Here is a 17215-nt window from a genome sequence, read left to right as displayed (position 1 = left end):
ACGTACCTCATGCAAGGCACTGATGACTCGGTGTTTGCAGTGGGATCATTCTATGATCAGCGCCAACTAACGCCTGTCAGCGTGCTGCTTGAAATCGGCTAGGCAATCTGGAGCCTGGCTATAAGCTGATTCTGACAAACGCGTAGGTGAATATTGAGTCCACGTGGATGCACCCCATGAAAAAAGGCCCCGAAGGGCCTTTGCTGTAGCTAGTTTGCCGGAAGGGCTTCGGCTGGAGGTGCTGCCTTGTCTTTGCGATCAGGCATTTGCGCCAGAATCTGGCAGGCAACCGTGCTGAGGTAGGGCAGGGATTGCAGCGCCAGCATGGTGACCCATAGCTGGGCATCTGCATTTTCGATGCCACGCGAGTAAATCATGGCGGCAGCGGCGACAATCAGCGCCAGCAACAGCAGGATTTCTTCACGGATGGGGGTGATCAGGCTGCGCTTGCCGGTGCCTTTGCCTTTGGCAGTCGTCTTGAAAACGCCACGTTTTTGCACCAGCCCCGCAATAATGCCGCGGGCAATGGCATGCGAAAGACCCAGGCTAGCCAGCGAAGCGCCAAAGATATCCATCCATTTGCATTCCTTCATCGTCTTGCGATAAAGCACAGGCCCCAAGGCGCCCTTGACCACGAGGAAGCACAAGATCGGCGTCAGCATGATAGGCACCGGCAGACTGAAGGATTTGGGGAAGGCCAGCATGGCCATAGTCCAGCCGATGGAGCTCAGCGTGAATACCAATTGCAATGCATCGCCCAGCCAGCCAAACCAGCCAGTCAGGAAGTGATAGCGCTGACCAAAATTGAGGGTAGAGGATCCCAGCAACTTGGGCATGTGACGTTTCAGGATCTGCATGGCGCCAAACGCCCAGCGAAAGCGCTGCGATTTCAGGGCGTTAAAGTCGGAAGGCGTCAGGCCGCGACCAAAGGTTTCGTCGATGTAGCGCAGCTCATATTGCTCTTCAAGCAGGCGCAGGCCGAGCTCGGTATCTTCACAAATGCACCACTCGGACCAGCCGCCCACATCCACCAATGCCTGGTGACGCACTAGTGTCATGGTGCCGTGCTGAATAAGGGCGTTACGCTCGTGGCGATGGTGCATGCCAATGCGGAAGAAGCCTTCGAATTCCCAGTTGCTCATGCGGCGGAAGAAATTGTTTTCCCATTCACGGTGGGCTTGTGGAGCCTGGACCACGGCCACTTTTTCTTCGCTGAAATGCGGCACCAGCGCACCCAGCCAGTCGGGAGTGACGACGTAGTCAGCATCCACCACGCCGATGACTTCGGTGCGTGGATCGGTCTGTTGCAGGGCAAAGTTGAGTGCGCCCGCCTTGAACCCAGGCCATTGCGGCAGATGGAAGAACTTGAAGTTGTCCGGCATGTTCGCCATGTAGGCTTCCACGGGCTTCCACTTGCTTTCATCCTTGGTATTGTTGTCGACCACAATCACTTCAAAATTGGTGTAATCGAGCTTGCCCAGGCTTTCAATGGTGGCAATCACCATCTCCGGCGGCTCGTTGTAGCAGGCCAGATGCACGGAGACGAATTTTTCCTGATCAGCTGGCAACGGCTGGGCACGCTTGAATGCCCGCAGCCAGCCACCCTTGAACATCACCTCGCTGAACTCCACCCCGTAGATCATCAATACGGCGGAGGTGAGCGCCATACCCACAATCAGGCCAATCAGCACGATAAAGTCACGCAGGCTGTAGTAGTAGTCGCTCGGCAGGTTGTAGGCGATGACCAGCGTGGTAATACACGCTTGCAGCAATATCGCCATGGATAGGCGGCCACCCAGGCCCCAATGCCGGAAACGGTAGGCAATGAAGAGGATAGGCAGGAAGCCCAGGAACGTAGCCCAGCCAGCCTTGATAAGCCAGCGCGTATCGGTAGGTACGGCACCTTGCAGCGAGTATTTCATCTGGCGCTTGCCATCAAACATGCCCCAGTACGCACCAGCCCAGCCTTCAACCTTGACTTTCCATGGCTGGTCGATGGCTTCCATCAGGTAGTAGTCGTAATTCTGGTAAGCGCTTTTTGCCAGGAACTCGCGGACAAACTGCGCCTGATTCACCTTGGAGGCTACCGCAGCACCAATGGCCGGACCTTCGCTCGGCCAGCCGATTTCGCCAATGACGATCTTCTTGCGCGGGTACTTCTCCATCAACTCCTGATAACGCTGAAATGCATAGTCAACGGCTTTGTCCGCAGGCACGCCCTCGTGGTAGGGCAGCAAGTGCACCGTAATGAAATCGACATGGCGCACCAGCTCGGGGTTTTTCAACCAGACGTGCCAGGGTTCGGCGGTGGAGACCGGCACATTGACGTTTTCACGCACCTCATCCAGGTAGCCTATCATTTGCTCCACCGTGAGGTCGGCGCGCAGCAGCGCTTCGTTACCGATGATCACGCGTTCGATTTGCGGATAGGTGGCAACCTGTGTTTCCAGAGCAGCAATTTCGCGACGATTATCGCCGTCGTTGCCTTGCAGCCATGCGCCAGCCGTTACCTTCATGCCCAGGCGCGAAGCCAGCGCCGGGATTTCAGCCAGTTCTAGGGAGCCATAGGTCCGGATGCGATTGGTGTAGTTGTGCAGCATGCGCAAGTCGCGCATCAATTCGGCACTGCTGGGGTACTTTTTATCCAGCGGGCTCTGGTCAAGCTGGTAACCACTGTAGGCGAAGCCGCGAACCAGTGGTGGGGCATCAATCAGCTCAAGCGTGCCATTGGTGGCAGCCCATAATCCGAAATGCGCAGCGGCGATAGCGGCTGCAAACAGCAGCGGGGTGACAAAACGTTTGGCAATAGTCATTAGGCGTTCAGCGTTTTAAGTTTGTGTAAAAGGGTAGTCCGCGGCCAGGTGGCATAGGTCGTCGCCAGCACCAGCAGCAACCAGGCAATGGCCTGGCGGTTTTCTGTTTCGAAGGCAATGCAGGCCACCATGGCGGCCAGTGCCAGCAGATTGATCGCCTTGTAAGGCCGCCATGTATTGCTGCGGCTGATGTTCAATATGGTCAGGCCAATGGCCAGCTGGATAACCGGCAGCGCATACAGCGGCAGCGGGAAATCACGATAGCGACCATCGATCTCGAACAGCCAGCGCGTGGCAAATGGATCGGTAAGCCCAAAAATATTCACGATCTGCAATGTCGGCAGGCTCAACATGCAGCAGGTAAATACGCCAATGGCAATCAGCCACATGCACAGTTTTATCAGCTTGTTACCACTGTCCGACTGCCGTTTGAACTGGGTCGGGATCGCAATCAGCAGCAATATGCCGGCGATGGTGATGCCGCCTAGCAAGCTCCACTCCAGAGTGTTGCGGCAGGCCTCGATCAGGTATTGCCATTGCAGCTTGGCACTCAGCCCGGCAAGTGCACCCAATAGGCCAGAACCAATCAAGGCTGGCAGACGACGTTCGTCAGCCAGCAAGGTAAACAGGATCAGGATCACAGCGCCAGCAGCCAGCCAGATGGCAAGCTCAGCAGGCTGGTCATGACGCTCGCTGACCGGGCCGTTAAACGGGAACTTGGGCTCAAGATCCGTGGTGTAAAGCCCCCAGTAGCCGCCGACCGCGCCTTCCAGTTCGCGCTTCCAGGGTTGATCCATCGCTTCGATCACATTGTATTGCCAGCCATTGTGCTGGGCGGTGCTGACAAAAGCGCGGATGTATTCGGCCTGATTAAGCAGGCTGGGCACCGAGCCATTGCGCTGACGCCCAACAGAAGGCCAGCCAGTTTCGCCGATCAGCAGCGGCTTGGTGAAGCTCGCCTGCAGGCGCTGCATCACGCCAGTCGCATGGCTGATGGCGCGCTCAATCGGTTGCGGATCATCTTCCCAGTAGGGCAGCACATGCACGGTGACAAAATCTACCGAACTTTCCAGTTCCTTGTGCTTCAACCAGAATTCCCACACATCCGCGTAAGTAATCGGCACATGCGTGGCGGCTTTTACCTGATCAAAGTAAGCCTTGAGCTGGTCGGCTGTTTGTTCCTTGCGCAGCAGTACCTCATTGCCAATGACCATGGCGCGGATCGCCTGTGGATACTCATTGGCAAGTTTGATAGCCAGCGCAACCTCGCGATCATTCTCTATCTTGTCGGCACCTATCCAGGCACCCATCAATACTTTAAGACCCAAACGCGCAGCCGCTTCAGGAACATAATCCAGGCCCTGGCTGACTGAGTAGATACGTACACATTCAGAGCGCTTTGCCAGCAACTCCAGATCACGGTCAATTTGTTGACGGCTGATCACGGTGCCCTTGATGAAAGGCGTCTGGTCTTTGCCATAATACGGAGCATAGGACACGCACTGCAGTTTGCCGCTTTCCGGCAGCGTGGCTTCCGTCAGGTTCACTGGCTTGTTTTGAGACCACAGCCATGCACCGAGTAGAACAAGCAGGCTTAAATTGAATATACTGTATATCCACAATCGTGGAGTGCTGACGTTAGGCATAGGTTCCCGAGCGGTAGGTGTTGGACTCTTGGTGACATCTAAATAATGAATGACTGACGCAGGGCGTGCAAATTCTTCCGAATGATAATGCAGGAGCCCGCTTAAGACAAAATGAAACCTGCAAATACCTGCTGAAGCGCGTGGCTTCGCGGTACAATAGCAAAGAATTGTAAATGACTGGTAGAGAAAACAACCCAATGAAAAACCTCATTTTGGCCATCGCATTACTGGGCGTTGCCAGTGTTGCGCAAGCAAAAATCCCTTTTTCCGGCAAGAATTACAGTGGTGTGTATGAATGCAAAGGCAATAATGATCAAGTAGGTGACTACACGGTTACCGCCACCTTGCGTCTCAACAATGTCAGCAGCTCCGGCACGTTTGGCGCATACCATTACGAAGTTGAAACCGAGAACTCGGTAACGTATCGCGGGCAGGTGGCAGCAGACGGCAATCGCCTCGCCATCAGCTTCAATTTCTCCGAAAAGAAAAACCTGGATCACAGCACTGGCGTGGCCTTAGTTAAAAAGAACGCGCAGGGTCACTGGACTTTCCGCCGTCTGTATTACGAAGGTGATGATAACGGTGGCGTATACGGTAGCGAAAATTGCGTACTGAAAGCACCGCTGGCAACCACCGTAAAACCCAAGGATAAAAAGAAATAATCAGTTCAGCTCCCCTGATGCATAAATAAGGTGCATAAAAAAGCCCGGTACATCCGGGCTTTTTTATTGGGTATCAGCTTTTGAAAACAAGTGAATTGCCGAGAGGCGAATTTGAATCTATGTAGATAGGTATGCACTTCCACGTAGCGGGCTGATCGCAAACTGCTGGAGCAAGGAGGCAAAGCCAGAGCCGCCCAGCGCGCTAAACTCGGCGCCACGCGCGTGGGCAATGGGGTCGCTCGCTGGGGCTTTAGCGTCCGGCAGGGCGGGGTGACACATCAGCACTGGCATGTCACCGGCGTCTTGCGCTTGTTGCAGGCAGATACGCAGCCGGTCGAGGTAAGGCATGGAGGTGTCATTGAAGTCATAAACACCCAGCAGGCGACTGCTGCAATGCAGGCCTTGCTTGGTGGCGTCGCGCTGCAGTGCCTGCGCACCCAGGCCGCGAATGATGTGGCCTTTCAGACCATCAGCAGATGGCGGGTTGGAAATACGCAACCAGGGGCCGTGCTGACCGTAGCGCTGCTGGATGATCTCAAGCAGCGCTTGGCGTATCTGCGGAAGCTGATGTACATGCTGATGACCATCGATATAGTCGGGTCTGGTACCCAGCGCCTCTTCAAAACGGTCAAGTTGCACCTGAATGTTCTGGCGAATTGCATGGGCTGACAGGCTATGCAAAAAGGTACGCAGGATAAGTCGGGAAAGAGGCTGGCGCACAGGCGCGCCGAATTCCGTAAAGTCGAGGTGCAGGCCGATATCCGCTTTCTGCCGGATATCAAGAGTCAGCGCTTTGGCGGCCTCTGGCCAGCGCGGGCTCATGACCATGCACGAGGTCGCGGTGAGCCTGCCCTGGCGAATCAGCTCCAGAATGCCATCATCAACTGCCTGATGGTAAGCATAATCATCGGCGCTGATAACCAGGGGATGCGTCACGGCTTACTCGCTCGTGCCCGCAGTTTCGTTCTCGGTGGGCGCCGACTGCGCTTTTTGTGGGCTTGTTACCTCGGCCACGATGTAAGGCGGACGCCCTTTGACTTCATCGTAGATACGGGCCAGATACTCGCCCAGAATGCCGATGAACAGCAGTTGCACGCCTGAGAAGAACATGATGCTGGCGATGGTCGTCGGCCAGCCAGGGATCGATTCATGCAGGAATAGCTTGTCGACCACGACGGTCATGCCGTAAATGAATGCCAGCAATGCCAATATGCCGCCTACCGCGCTCGCGAGCCGTAATGGAATAACCGAAAAACTGGTAATGCCTGTCCACGCCAGGCTCATCAGCCGCAGGCGTGAGAACGCGCTTTCGCCGTGCAGGCGAGGCAAGGGGGTGTAAGGAATGCCTATCGACTTGTAACCGACCCAGGCATACATGCCTTTCATGAAGCGATTGCGCTCGGGCAGCGCACGCAAGGCGTCCACAACTTTGCGGTCCATCAGGCGGAAGTCACCTGCATCGCGCGGGATATGAATCTGCCCACCCAGGCTGATGGCGCGATAAAACAGGCGTGAACCCCAGCGCTTGAAACGTGACTCCACGGCGCGATCATTGCGCACGGCATACACCATGTCGTAGCCCTGACGCCATTGCGCCAGCATGTCGGACACAAGGTCTGATGAGTGTTGGCCATCGGCATCCATGCAAACGACGATGTCACCCGTGGCATATTCGAGCCCCGCGCTGATGGCGTATTCCTTGCCAAAATTCCGCGAAAAACGCACCAGGGTGGTGTTCAGGAAAGGCGGCATATTGCGCACGATCTGCGCGGTACGATCCCGGCTGCCATCGTCGATCACGACGATATCCCAGTTAGGGCTTAGCTGGTTCAGCTGATTGGCAATGTTTTCCAGGGTCAGGTGTATCGCGGCCTCTTCATTAAAAGCCGGTACGATCACCGTAATGTGTGGGTTAGCGCAGGCGCGGTCTAGTACCATAGTTGTCGACTCATGAGTCCGGGTTAATGAGGGGCAGGGCGCGGGAAGCGATACATGGGATGCAGGTTACGCCTGTCCTTGACCACCGCCAGAATAGCGCCCATGCGTTCCACCGTGCCAATAATCTTGCCTTGCAACACTTTATCGCAGTTCATATTGGTGCTGGAAATAAAAAAGTCCGCACTGACCCAGTCACTCGTGATCTGGAAGCGATGATCCAGATAGGCATCACCCTGTATGGATTCGGCGCATACCGCCACTTTGTAAGGGGCATGATTTAGGCCATCTCCGGCCTGCTTGTCTACAGCCTGCAGTTCAGGGAGCTTGTCTTCCAGTATCTCTGCGGCTTCACGCAGGCTGCTTGACCAGTAATCGCCTTCCCAATGGCTTTCTGCATAGGGCATCGAACCCGCCAAACGGTTGTAGTAGATATATTCATACGGGTGAAGCTGCACCATGGTGACGGTCGTTGCCAGCGTAAGGGCAGTCACGACACCGGCACCCAGCCATCTCAGCTTGGGTGTTTTTGCCAGTGCATCCCAGCTCATACTGAGACCCAGGCCCGACAGAATGGCAAGCGGGGGAATCAGGAAGGTGAAGTGTCGCACCCCGTTATACAGGGCCGGTTTGTCCAGTAAAATGAACACCAGCGGGAACAAGGCTGCCACCGCGACCAGTAGCCATGGCAGGAATTGCCGGGATTTGGGGCGCCATTCACGCAGATGGAACAAACCGATCACCAGCATGGCGAGCAAGCCCAATAAAAATACCTCCGGGAGCCGCACCAGCAAATAGGAAGGCAAGTATTCGCGCGGGACTTCGCCTATCTTCATGACCTCACCATCCATCACAGTCAGCATGTTGAAGGCAAAGTGGGAAAATGCCTCTGCCGCCTGCAGAGGATGGTCGGGCGCCATCACGCCCCAGGGCCAGAATAAAGCCATGAGCGCAAAGGCCGTGATACCTGCTGGTAACAGGCGCCAGGCGGAGGTCAGCCAGTAGCGCCATTTTTCGCCAAAGCCAGGTCCGGCGATCCAGCCGCCGATCAACACAGCCAGCAGCAGATAAAACACAGAGAACACGCCACCGATGCGTAACCCCAGCGCACAACCGACGGCAATACCCAGCTTGATGCACAAACCCAGGCTGGGGGTAGGCAATTGACGAGACAAGCGCATGGAGTAATACAGGGCCCACACCATGCAGGTGGCAAACGGAACATCCTTGGTGTGGGTAAACATGGCGCCTGTCCATGCACCCGTAATGGCAAGAAGTACCGCTACGATAAACCCGCTGCGCTCATTGCCCAGCAAGCGGGCTGCCTTGTAGGAAGCAATGATGCCGGACAAGCCGAATGCGGCAGAAAGCAGGTGGCGCAGATCCCAGATCCAGATCGGCACAAATTTTTCCAGCACGGCAGCTACCAGATCAAAGAAGCCGCCATACAAATAGAGATTGCGATAGTGGAACGCATCCTGATCGGTAAACCCGGAGGTATAGAAATCTAGCAGCAAGCGCCCATAAATATGCTGGACCTCTTCATCATTACTGATGCCGTATTGTTCAAAGGTCAGCAGAATGAAAAGCCCAAGGGCAATCAGAAGAATAATCGTCAGGCGACGGAAAACCGATGGATTAAACAATTGAGTTTATGGCACTAGTTGAGGTGCGGCATTATAGCGCTGCCGCCGATAAATGTTCATGCTGTTTTAACGCCCAGCGCACATGCTCGTTGACCAGTGTGGATGGGTGATCCAGCCTTTTCTTCAGGGCGCTGATGACCTCCGGGCTGGACGGGGCATTGCCCAAGCCCACGGCAATGTTGCGCAGCCATTGCTCATGGCCAATACGGTAAATGGCGCTACCCGCCATGCGCTCCTTGAAGGTGGCCTCATCCCAACCGAACAGTTCTACCAGGCTGGCATCATCCAGGCCATGGCGCACATGAAAATCCTCCTGCGCGGTCAGCTGGCCAAACTTGTTCCATGGGCAGGCCAGCTGGCAGTCATCGCAGCCATAGACGCGATTGCCTATCAGCGGCCGCAAGCTTTCGGGAATGCTATCCTTGAGCTCAATGGTCAGGTAGGAAATGCAGCGGCGGGCATCCACTTCGTATGGCGCCACAATGGCCTGGGTTGGGCAGATGTCCAGACAGGCGTGGCAAGTGCCACAATGGTTCTGCCCGGGCGTATCCACCGGCAAGGGCAGATTGGTATAAATCTCCCCCAGAAAAAACCAGGAACCGGCATCGCGCGACAGCAGCAGGGTGTGCTTGCCGCGCCAGCCTAGCCCGGCTTTCTGTGCCAGCTCAACTTCGAGTACCGGCGCGCTATCGGTAAACACGCGATAATCAAAACTGTCGTCTGTCAGCGGGGCAATATGGGCAGCAATACGATCGCACAACTGCTGCAGCCGGCTGCGCAATACCTTGTGATAATCCCGGCCCAGGGCATAACGCGAGATAAAGGCGCTTTCTCCATCGGCCATGACCTCCCAGCTGTCGCGCGTGGCGGGTGGCTGATAATTCATGCGGACTGACAAAATACGTAAGGTGCCGGGGACTAATTCCTGCGGGCGGGTACGTTTGCTGCCATGTTTTGCCATATAATCCATGGCACCATGAAATCCTTTTTCCAGCCAGGCCTGATGGGCAGGCTCAGCGGCGCTGAGATCGGTATCGGTAATGCCAAGCTGGCTGAACCCAAGCTCTTGCGCCCAGCGCTTGATATCCAGCGCCAAGGCTGGCAGATCAATGGGCAACACAGGGCTGTCTGAAGTAAATTGCATATGGCACATGATATTACATTTGACCTGGCCGATGAGGCTGCCACCCTGCATTTCGGGGCGCAACTGGCAAAGGCCGTCACCCCAGGTTTAACCGTTTACCTGCATGGCGACCTCGGCGCCGGTAAAACCACGCTGGTGCGTGGTCTGCTGCATGCATTGGGCCATGTCGGCAAAGTCAAAAGTCCCACCTATACCCTGGTTGAACCTTATGTGCTGGATGCGCTAGCCGTATACCATTTTGACCTGTATCGTTTTGTTGATCCTGAGGAATGGGATGCGGCAGGCTTTCGCGATTACTTCAATCCGGCCACGATTTGCCTGGTGGAGTGGCCGGAAAAAGCCGGTGATCTCATTCCGCAACCCGATCTTGATATTCATCTCCAACCCAACGCTGGCGGCCGCAAGATAACCGTCAGCGCCAATAGTCAAACAGGGGAAGCTGTCGTTGAATCTCTTGCGCACGCTTAAACTGGCATGTTCATTCCTGCTGGTCTTTTTCAGTCTTCAGGCGGTAGCCGCGACTACGGTGACGGCAACCCGCGTCTGGCCAGCACCCGATTACACCCGCATCACCCTGGAGTCGAACAAGCCGATCAGCTATAACCTGTTGCGGCTCAAAGACCCGGAGCGGCTGGTCGTTGATCTGGTAGACGTGGACCTCGGCTCCAATCTCAAAAGCCTGAGCGATCGTGTATTGGCGTCGGATCCGTACATCCGCCAGATACGCGTTGGCAATTTCAAGCCTGGGGTGGTGCGCATGGTGATCGACCTGAAAACCGACATCCGCCCAGAGCTCGCCACGCTGTTGCCTGCCGGTGAATACCAGCATCGCCTGGTGCTGGATATTTATCCTGCGCTTGATCCATTGATGGCCATGCTGGAGCAGCGTGAAACGCCAGCCTCCAGTGCGGAGCAGGTAATGAAGCCGGATGTGAAGGTGCTGGCGCAGCCAGAAACGGCGGCTCCACTGGATACCAGCAAGGCGCCAGAGATCAATCTGCCCGGCAAGCCTGAGCAGACCATGGCGCAGTCCATGCCCGAAGCCGCCAAAGCGCCTGAGAGCGCCAAGGCAGCTCCCGTACTCAAGGCCGAACCCAACAAGAGTCGGGAGGGCGGGCGCGTGATTACCATCGCCATTGATGCAGGGCACGGTGGCGAAGACCCTGGTGCCAAGGGCGCCAATGGTTCCTACGAGAAAAACATCACGCTCGCGATTGCTAAAAAACTAAAGCAGGCAGTGGATGCTGAACCCAATATGCGTGGCGTGCTGACGCGCGATGGCGACTACTTTATTCCTTTGCATGGCCGCGTGGTCAAGGCGCGCAAGCTGCAAGCGGATCTTTTTGTCTCGATTCATGCCGATGCGGCACTCAGCTCTCAAGCCAAGGGCTCGTCGGTATTTGCCTTGTCCGAGCATGGCGCCACCAGTGCCATGGCGCGTTTGCTGGCCCAGCGCGAAAACGAGTCTGACCTCATCGGCGGCGTGAGCTTTGATGTGAAAGATCCTTACCTTGCCCGTACCTTGCTTGATCTCTCGCAAACCGCCACCATCAATGACAGCCTCAAGCTGGGTAAATCCGTGCTGGATAACGTGGGCAAAATCAACAACCTGCACAAGCAAAGCGTGGAGCAGGCCGGATTCGCCGTACTTAAATCGCCGGACATTCCCTCCATTCTCGTAGAAACAGCGTTTATTACCAACCCGGAAGAGGAGCGCAAGCTCAATGATGAAAATCATCAGGACAAGCTCGTCGCCTCCATTCTGACCGGCATCAAAAAATACTTCGCCAGCAATCCAGCCCTGGCCAAGCCTAAAATGGCTGAAAAATAAGCACTAAAAAAACAGGCTTCTGCTCATGAAAATAACCTTCCTCGGCGCCACTGGCACCGTGACCGGCTCAAAATACCTGATCACCAGTGGCAGCAAGCGCGTGCTGGTGGATTGCGGTCTGTTTCAGGGCTTAAAGCAATTGCGGCTGAAAAACTGGGCCAGGCTGCCGATAGACCCCGCCAGTATTGATGCTGTGGTACTGACGCATGCACACATCGACCACACCGGCTATCTGCCTTTGCTGGTAAAGAATGGCTTCAATGGCCGTGTGTATTGCAGCAGTGCCACGCGTGATTTGTGCGAAATCATGCTGCCAGATTCTGCGCACCTGCAGGAAGAAGAAGCCCGCTATGCCAACAAGCGCGGCTTTTCCAAGCATAATCCCGCCTTGCCCTTGTACACCCAGGAAGATGCTGCCCGCGCGGTAGCGCTGCTAACGCCGGTGGAGTTTGAAGAGACAGTGGAAGTGGTGCCCGGTGTGACCATCAAGCTGTCACCTGCAGGTCATATTCTGGGCGCAAGCTTGGTGCTGCTTAAGGGTAGTGAGACTTCCATTCTGTTCTCTGGCGACCTGGGGCGCATGAATGATCCACTGATGCTGCCGCCAACGCCGGTGGCTGAGGCGGATTATCTGGTGGTGGAGTCGACTTACGGGGATAGATTGCATGATCAATCCACGCCCGATGAGCGTCTGGCCGAGATTATCAACCGTACGGCGCGTCGTCGCGGTGTGCTGCTGGTGCCCGTATTTGCCGTGGGTCGTGCACAGGAGTTGCTGTATTACATCCACAAGCTGAAAAAGCAGGGACTGATACCGGATATTCCGGTGTACCTGAACAGCCCGATGGCGGTGGATGCCACGGATATTTTCATGCGGCATGCAGGCGAACACAAACTCAATGCAACCGAGTGCCGCGAGATCATGCAGACCGCACGCATGGTCAACAGCGTGGAAGAGTCGCAGGCCCTGAATGAGATCAACCACCCGGTGATTATCCTTGCCGCAAGCGGCATGGCCTCAGGTGGGCGCGTGGTTCACCATATCAAGGCTTTCGGGCCAGACCCACGCAACACCATTCTGTTTGCGGGGTACCAGGCTGCTGGCACGCGCGGGGCGGCGATGATCAATGGCGCCACCAGCGTCAAGATTCATGGTGGCTATGTGCCCATAAATGCCGAGGTGGAATTCATTTCAAGCTTTTCTGCACACGCGGATTACAATGAGATATTGCACTGGCTGGATAATTTCAGCGCACCGCCCAAGCGCACCTTTATCACGCACGGCGAACCAATTGCGGCTGATGCCCTCAGACTTCGCATTGAGGAACGGTTTGCATGGAATGTGACCGTCCCTGAATATCTTGAGTCCGTGGATTTGTGATCCATAGCCACGACGCAAGCATGATGTCGATGTATCGTTAATTTGTAACACCTGACCAAGGATAGGAAATGAGTAAAACAGCGTTATACGTTCGTCTGGAGGCAAAACCGGAAAAGGCGAAAGAGGTAGAAGAGTTCCTGAAAAATGCGCTGCCTCTGGTGCTGGCCGAGAGCGAAACCATTACCTGGTATGCGCTCAAGTTCACTGATACCGCATTCGGTATTTTTGATAGCTTCAGCAGCGAGGATGGCCGCAACAGCCACCTGAAAGGCAAAGTGGCAGATGCCTTGTTTGCTGTGGCGGATGATCTGCTGGCGGAACAACCCGTGATCATCCCCGTGGATTTGCTGGCATCCAAAATTGGTGCTGAAAGCGAAGTAGCGGGTGCCCAGAGCGTGAACACCAAGAAATACGGCCTGCGCTTTATCGACGGTTTGTAAGCTCTAAGCTTTGTAAGCCGTTTGCCTCCCATGCGCTTGCTTGTTGCATGGTGAGCAAGCCTCCCACCGATTTTAGCCACGCTTGATGGCTAAAATCGCATAGGTAATCATGGCCGGCTGCGGTTAAAATAGGCTTTCCATGATTACCCGGCCCCCTTTGTGCCCATGCATCCATGTCCCTGATTAAACTTCTGCCCGACCAGCTCATCAGTCAGATCGCGGCTGGCGAGGTAGTAGAGCGTCCCGCTTCTGCCTTGAAGGAACTGCTGGAAAACAGCCTGGACGCCGGCAGTTCGGATATCGCTGTGACACTGGGGCAGGGCGGTGTGAAATTGCTGCGTGTAACGGACGACGGCAATGGCATTCCCCATGGCGATCTCACCCTCGCCCTGACACGGCATGCCACCAGTAAAATTGCCTCGCTGGATGATCTTGAAAGCGTTGCCAGTCTGGGCTTCCGTGGCGAGGCGCTAGCCAGTATTGCCTCCATTTCGCGCACCTCCATTACCAGTCGCCACGCAGAAGCCAGCCACGCCTGGCGTATTGCCGCCGACGGCGGACTATTGGGTGATGCGGCACCCGCCGCGCTGGATCGCGGCACGATTGTGGAAGTGCAGGATATTTATTTCAACACGCCAGCCCGGCGCAAATTCCTCAAAACCGAGCAAACCGAATTCGGGCATTGTGAAGAAGCCTTCCGGCGCATTGCCTTGTCGCGCCCCGATGTCGGCTTCATGCTGCAGCACAATGGCCGCGCCCTGATGCGACTCGCGCCAGGCGAGGCCAAGCGCAGATTCACCGAAGTACTGGGGCCGGATTTTTCCGCCGAGGCGTTTGAACTCGATGAGTCTGCCGGTGGTTTGCGCCTGTGGGGCATGGCCGCCAAACCGACGTTTTCACGCAGTGCGCGCGATACGCAATATGTGTATGTCAACGGCCGTTTTGTGCGCGACAAGCTTATCAGCCACGCCATACGTCAGGCCTATCAGGATGTATTGCATCATGATCGCCACCCGGCTTTTGCCTTGTTCCTGGAGCTGGACCCTACGCTGGTGGATGTGAATGTGCATCCCAGCAAAACCGAGGTGCGTTTCCGCGAAGGGCAGGCGGTGCACCGGTTCATTTTCCATGCGCTGCACAAGGCGCTGGCGACCCCTGTTGGCTTGCCAGCCAATGGACTGGTGCCACCGCCTGTTGCCGCACTTGCCACCAGCTATTCCTCCGGCATCCCGGCTGGTCAGCCTTATCCGCGCCAGCAGGGCAGCTTTGATCTGCGCGCCAATGAAGCGCCGGGTTTTTATCAGACCCTGTTCGGCGGCCTGCCTCGCGAGGCGGTGGATACGGCATCGTCATTTGTGCCCAGTGCTATTTCCTCTGCCAATTTGCAGGCAACCTTGTCGCCATCGCAGGCTTCTTCGAGTCTGAGTCCGGAGCAGGCTGCGCAGGAGTACCCCCTGGGGTTTGCGCTGGCCCAGTTGCACGGGGTTTATGTGCTTGCACAAAACGCCCTTGGCTTGATTGTGGTGGATATGCATGCCGCCCATGAACGCATCATGTACGAGCGCCTCAAAAACGCGCTGGATGGCGATAGCGTTCCCATGCAACCATTGTTGTTGCCCGTCAGCTTTAATGCTGACCGCTTTGAAGTCGCCACGGTGCAGGAGCAACTGTCGACGCCAGAAGGCCAGCAAACCCTGCATCAGCTCGGGTTCGAAATTGTGCAATTATCACCATCTACCCTCGCGGTACGCGCCATTCCGGCCATGTTGCAAGACGCCGATGCGGTGGCACTGGCCCGCGATGTATTGCGCGACCTGCGCGAATACGGCGGCAGCCGCGTGTTGACCGAACGCCGCAACGAGCTGCTGGCCACCATGGCCTGCCATGCCGCCGTGCGCGCCAATCGTATCCTCAGCATCCAGGAAATGAATGCCTTGCTGCGCGACATGGAAGCGACCGAGCGTTCCGGCCAGTGCAATCACGGCCGTCCCACCTGGTTCCAGGCGACGATGGCCGATCTGGATAAAATGTTCATGCGTGGCAAGTAAGCATGCATCGCTTTCTCCGCGAGTTCTGGTTATTCGGCCTTAAGCAGGCATACGCATGCATGTTCGGGGGATATTTGCTCGGCTTGATTTTCCTTACTAATTACTGGTATCCATTTTCACTCCCTCGGTATGATTTCCTCTTTTTGGCTGCGGTAGCATTCCAGCTTTTTTTGCTTGGGTTCAAGTTTGAAACGCCCAAAGAAGCTATTGTGATTGTGCTGTTTCATTGTGTGGCCACCGGCATGGAGTTATTTAAAACATCTGATGCCATAGGCTCATGGCATTATCCCGAAGCTTTTTATTTTGGGATCGGTAATTTTCCCTTGTTTGCCGGGTTCATGTATAGCGCTGTAGGGAGTTATCTGGCGCGCATCTGGCGGATTTTTGAATTCAGATACTCGGCGTATCCTGAGGCATGGAAGCCTGTTGTTCTGGTTGTCCTGATTTATATTAATTTTTTCACCCATCATTATTTCTATGATCTTCGATGGATATTGCTGGCGGCCAGCGTGATTCTTTTTGGCAGAACTTACATTTATTTCAAGGTTGATCAGGTATACAGGCGCATGCCCTTATTGCTTGGCTGGCTATTGGTCGCTTTGTTCATTTGGTTTGGCGAAAATATTGGCACCTACAGCCGTGCCTGGGTTTATCCTGATCAATCCTCACAATGGCACATGGTGTCACCAAGCAAATTGCTGGCTTGGTATCTGCTGATGATGCTTAGTTTTGTGCTCGTTTCTTTTGTACATAAACCAAAATTTGTACGCTTAACAATACCGTCTGGGAAAGTTGAGCATGCAACGTCCATGGATACACCCCTGTGAAAACGCATTACACCTATCCCCGTATACTCTCCATCGCCGGCTCCGATAGCGGCGGCGGGGCGGGCATACAGGCGGACCTCAAGACCTTCTCGGCGCTGGGTTGTTATGGCATGACAGCCATCACCGCACTCACAGCGCAGAATACCTGTGGCGTACGTGCGATTCATGGCGTGCCGCAGGATATCCTGCGCGCGCAAATTGACGCGGTGGTGGAGGATATAGGCGTGGATGCGGTAAAGATCGGCATGCTGCATGCGCCTGAGGTCGTCATCACCGTGGCGCAGGCGCTGGATGATCATGGCTTGTCGCAGATAGTGCTGGATCCGGTCATGGCGGCGGCGAATGGCGCCCGGCTGATCAGCGATGAGGCCGTGCAAACCCTGGTGCGTGAGTTATTCCCGCGGGCTAGCGTGGTGACGCCCAATCTGGACGAAGCCGCCATGCTACTGGGACGACCATTGCTGACGCAGGATGACATGCTGCAGGCTGCCTCCGATCTTTTGCAGCTGGGTGCACGCGCGGTGCTGGTGAAAGGTGGCCATATGCCGGGGCACGACGTGGTGGATATTTTTCAGGAAAAGGGTGGCGAGCCGCTGGTCATGCGCTCGCCCCGTATCGTCACCTTGAATCTGCATGGCGCTGGTTGCACGCTTTCATCGGCGATTGCTGCCTTTCTGGGCTTGGGCGAAAGCTTGCCACAAGCGGTGGTTGCGGCCAGAGATTACGTAATGCAGGCCATTGCGGCCGGCGCAGCGGTGAAGATAGGCCAAGGCACCGGTCCCATGAATCATGGATACTCACCGGTTGAAATGAAAATAAAGTTAAATAAATAACAATAAGTT

At 55.5% G+C, this 17215-nt stretch carries 14 protein-coding genes; 8 read left to right on the top strand and 6 right to left on the bottom strand.

Annotated elements, in window-relative coordinates; genetic code table 11:
- Positions 1-209 precede the first annotated feature (209 nt).
- On the bottom strand, positions 210-2813 hold the full coding sequence (locus FNL37_RS07460) for a glycosyltransferase (protein WP_159355693.1): 2604 nt from the start codon (positions 2811-2813) through the stop codon (positions 210-212).
- Positions 2813-4459 carry a glycoside hydrolase family 17 protein gene (locus FNL37_RS07455; protein WP_159355692.1) on the bottom strand — a complete coding sequence of 549 codons (1647 nt, stop codon included), beginning with the start codon at positions 4457-4459 and terminating at the stop codon, positions 2813-2815. The genes FNL37_RS07460 and FNL37_RS07455 overlap by 1 nt, the downstream gene beginning before the upstream one ends.
- Before the next feature lie 197 nt (positions 4460-4656).
- On the opposite strand from FNL37_RS07455, the gene FNL37_RS07450 reads away from it, so the two are divergent.
- The gene (locus FNL37_RS07450) at positions 4657-5121 is read left to right on the top strand and encodes a hypothetical protein (RefSeq protein ID WP_015830008.1); all 465 of its coding nucleotides are present in this window, start codon (positions 4657-4659) and stop codon (positions 5119-5121) included.
- 117 nt (positions 5122-5238) lie between these two features.
- Here FNL37_RS07450 and FNL37_RS07445 read toward each other — a convergent pair whose 3' ends face one another.
- Genes FNL37_RS07445 through queG form a run of 4 tightly spaced genes read right to left on the bottom strand, consistent with a single transcriptional unit; the run spans position 5239 to position 9846 of the window.
- Positions 5239-6057 carry a ChbG/HpnK family deacetylase gene (locus FNL37_RS07445; RefSeq protein WP_159355691.1) on the bottom strand — a complete coding sequence of 273 codons (819 nt, stop codon included), beginning with the start codon at positions 6055-6057 and terminating at the stop codon, positions 5239-5241.
- Between the two features lie 3 nt (positions 6058-6060).
- Complete coding sequence (locus FNL37_RS07440) at positions 6061-7059, bottom strand: glycosyltransferase family 2 protein (protein ID WP_159355690.1); 999 nt, start codon at positions 7057-7059, stop codon at positions 6061-6063.
- A gap of 23 nt (positions 7060-7082) precedes the next feature.
- Positions 7083-8702: an ArnT family glycosyltransferase gene (locus tag FNL37_RS07435; protein WP_159355689.1), complete on the bottom strand. Its 1620-nt coding sequence runs from the start codon at positions 8700-8702 to the stop codon at positions 7083-7085.
- Between the two features lie 31 nt (positions 8703-8733).
- Positions 8734-9846: a tRNA epoxyqueuosine(34) reductase QueG gene (gene queG, locus FNL37_RS07430; protein ID WP_159356172.1), complete on the bottom strand. Its 1113-nt coding sequence runs from the start codon at positions 9844-9846 to the stop codon at positions 8734-8736.
- Here queG and tsaE point away from each other — a divergent pair, their 5' ends adjacent.
- The 7 genes from tsaE (at position 9847) to thiD (ending at position 17206) form a co-directional block, all read left to right on the top strand.
- Complete coding sequence (gene tsaE, locus FNL37_RS07425) at positions 9847-10314, top strand: tRNA (adenosine(37)-N6)-threonylcarbamoyltransferase complex ATPase subunit type 1 TsaE (RefSeq protein ID WP_159355688.1); 468 nt, start codon at positions 9847-9849, stop codon at positions 10312-10314.
- Entirely contained in the window at positions 10292-11677 is a 1386-nt protein-coding gene (locus FNL37_RS07420) for an N-acetylmuramoyl-L-alanine amidase (protein WP_013442145.1), read from the top strand. The genes tsaE and FNL37_RS07420 overlap by 23 nt, the downstream gene beginning before the upstream one ends.
- 25 nt (positions 11678-11702) lie before the next feature.
- On the top strand, positions 11703-13058 hold the full coding sequence (locus FNL37_RS07415) for an MBL fold metallo-hydrolase (RefSeq protein WP_159355687.1): 1356 nt from the start codon (positions 11703-11705) through the stop codon (positions 13056-13058).
- Between the two features lie 68 nt (positions 13059-13126).
- On the top strand, positions 13127-13498 hold the full coding sequence (locus FNL37_RS07410) for a putative quinol monooxygenase (RefSeq protein ID WP_013442147.1): 372 nt from the start codon (positions 13127-13129) through the stop codon (positions 13496-13498).
- A 173-nt stretch (positions 13499-13671) separates the two neighbouring features.
- Entirely contained in the window at positions 13672-15546 is a 1875-nt protein-coding gene (gene mutL / locus FNL37_RS07405; protein ID WP_159355686.1) for a DNA mismatch repair endonuclease MutL, read from the top strand.
- A 2-nt stretch (positions 15547-15548) separates the two neighbouring features.
- The gene (locus FNL37_RS07400; RefSeq protein WP_159355685.1) at positions 15549-16373 is read left to right on the top strand and encodes a DUF817 domain-containing protein; all 825 of its coding nucleotides are present in this window, start codon (positions 15549-15551) and stop codon (positions 16371-16373) included.
- Complete coding sequence (thiD, locus tag FNL37_RS07395; RefSeq protein WP_159355684.1) at positions 16370-17206, top strand: bifunctional hydroxymethylpyrimidine kinase/phosphomethylpyrimidine kinase; 837 nt, start codon at positions 16370-16372, stop codon at positions 17204-17206. The genes FNL37_RS07400 and thiD overlap by 4 nt, the downstream gene beginning before the upstream one ends.
- The last annotated feature ends 9 nt before the right edge of the window (positions 17207-17215 follow it).

It is taken from the genome of Methylovorus glucosotrophus (assembly GCF_009858335.1).
GTDB lineage: Bacteria > Pseudomonadota > Gammaproteobacteria > Burkholderiales > Methylophilaceae > Methylovorus > Methylovorus glucosotrophus.
The sequence above is the reverse complement of the archived record's forward strand: the minus strand, read 5'-3'. Positions and strand labels throughout refer to the sequence as shown.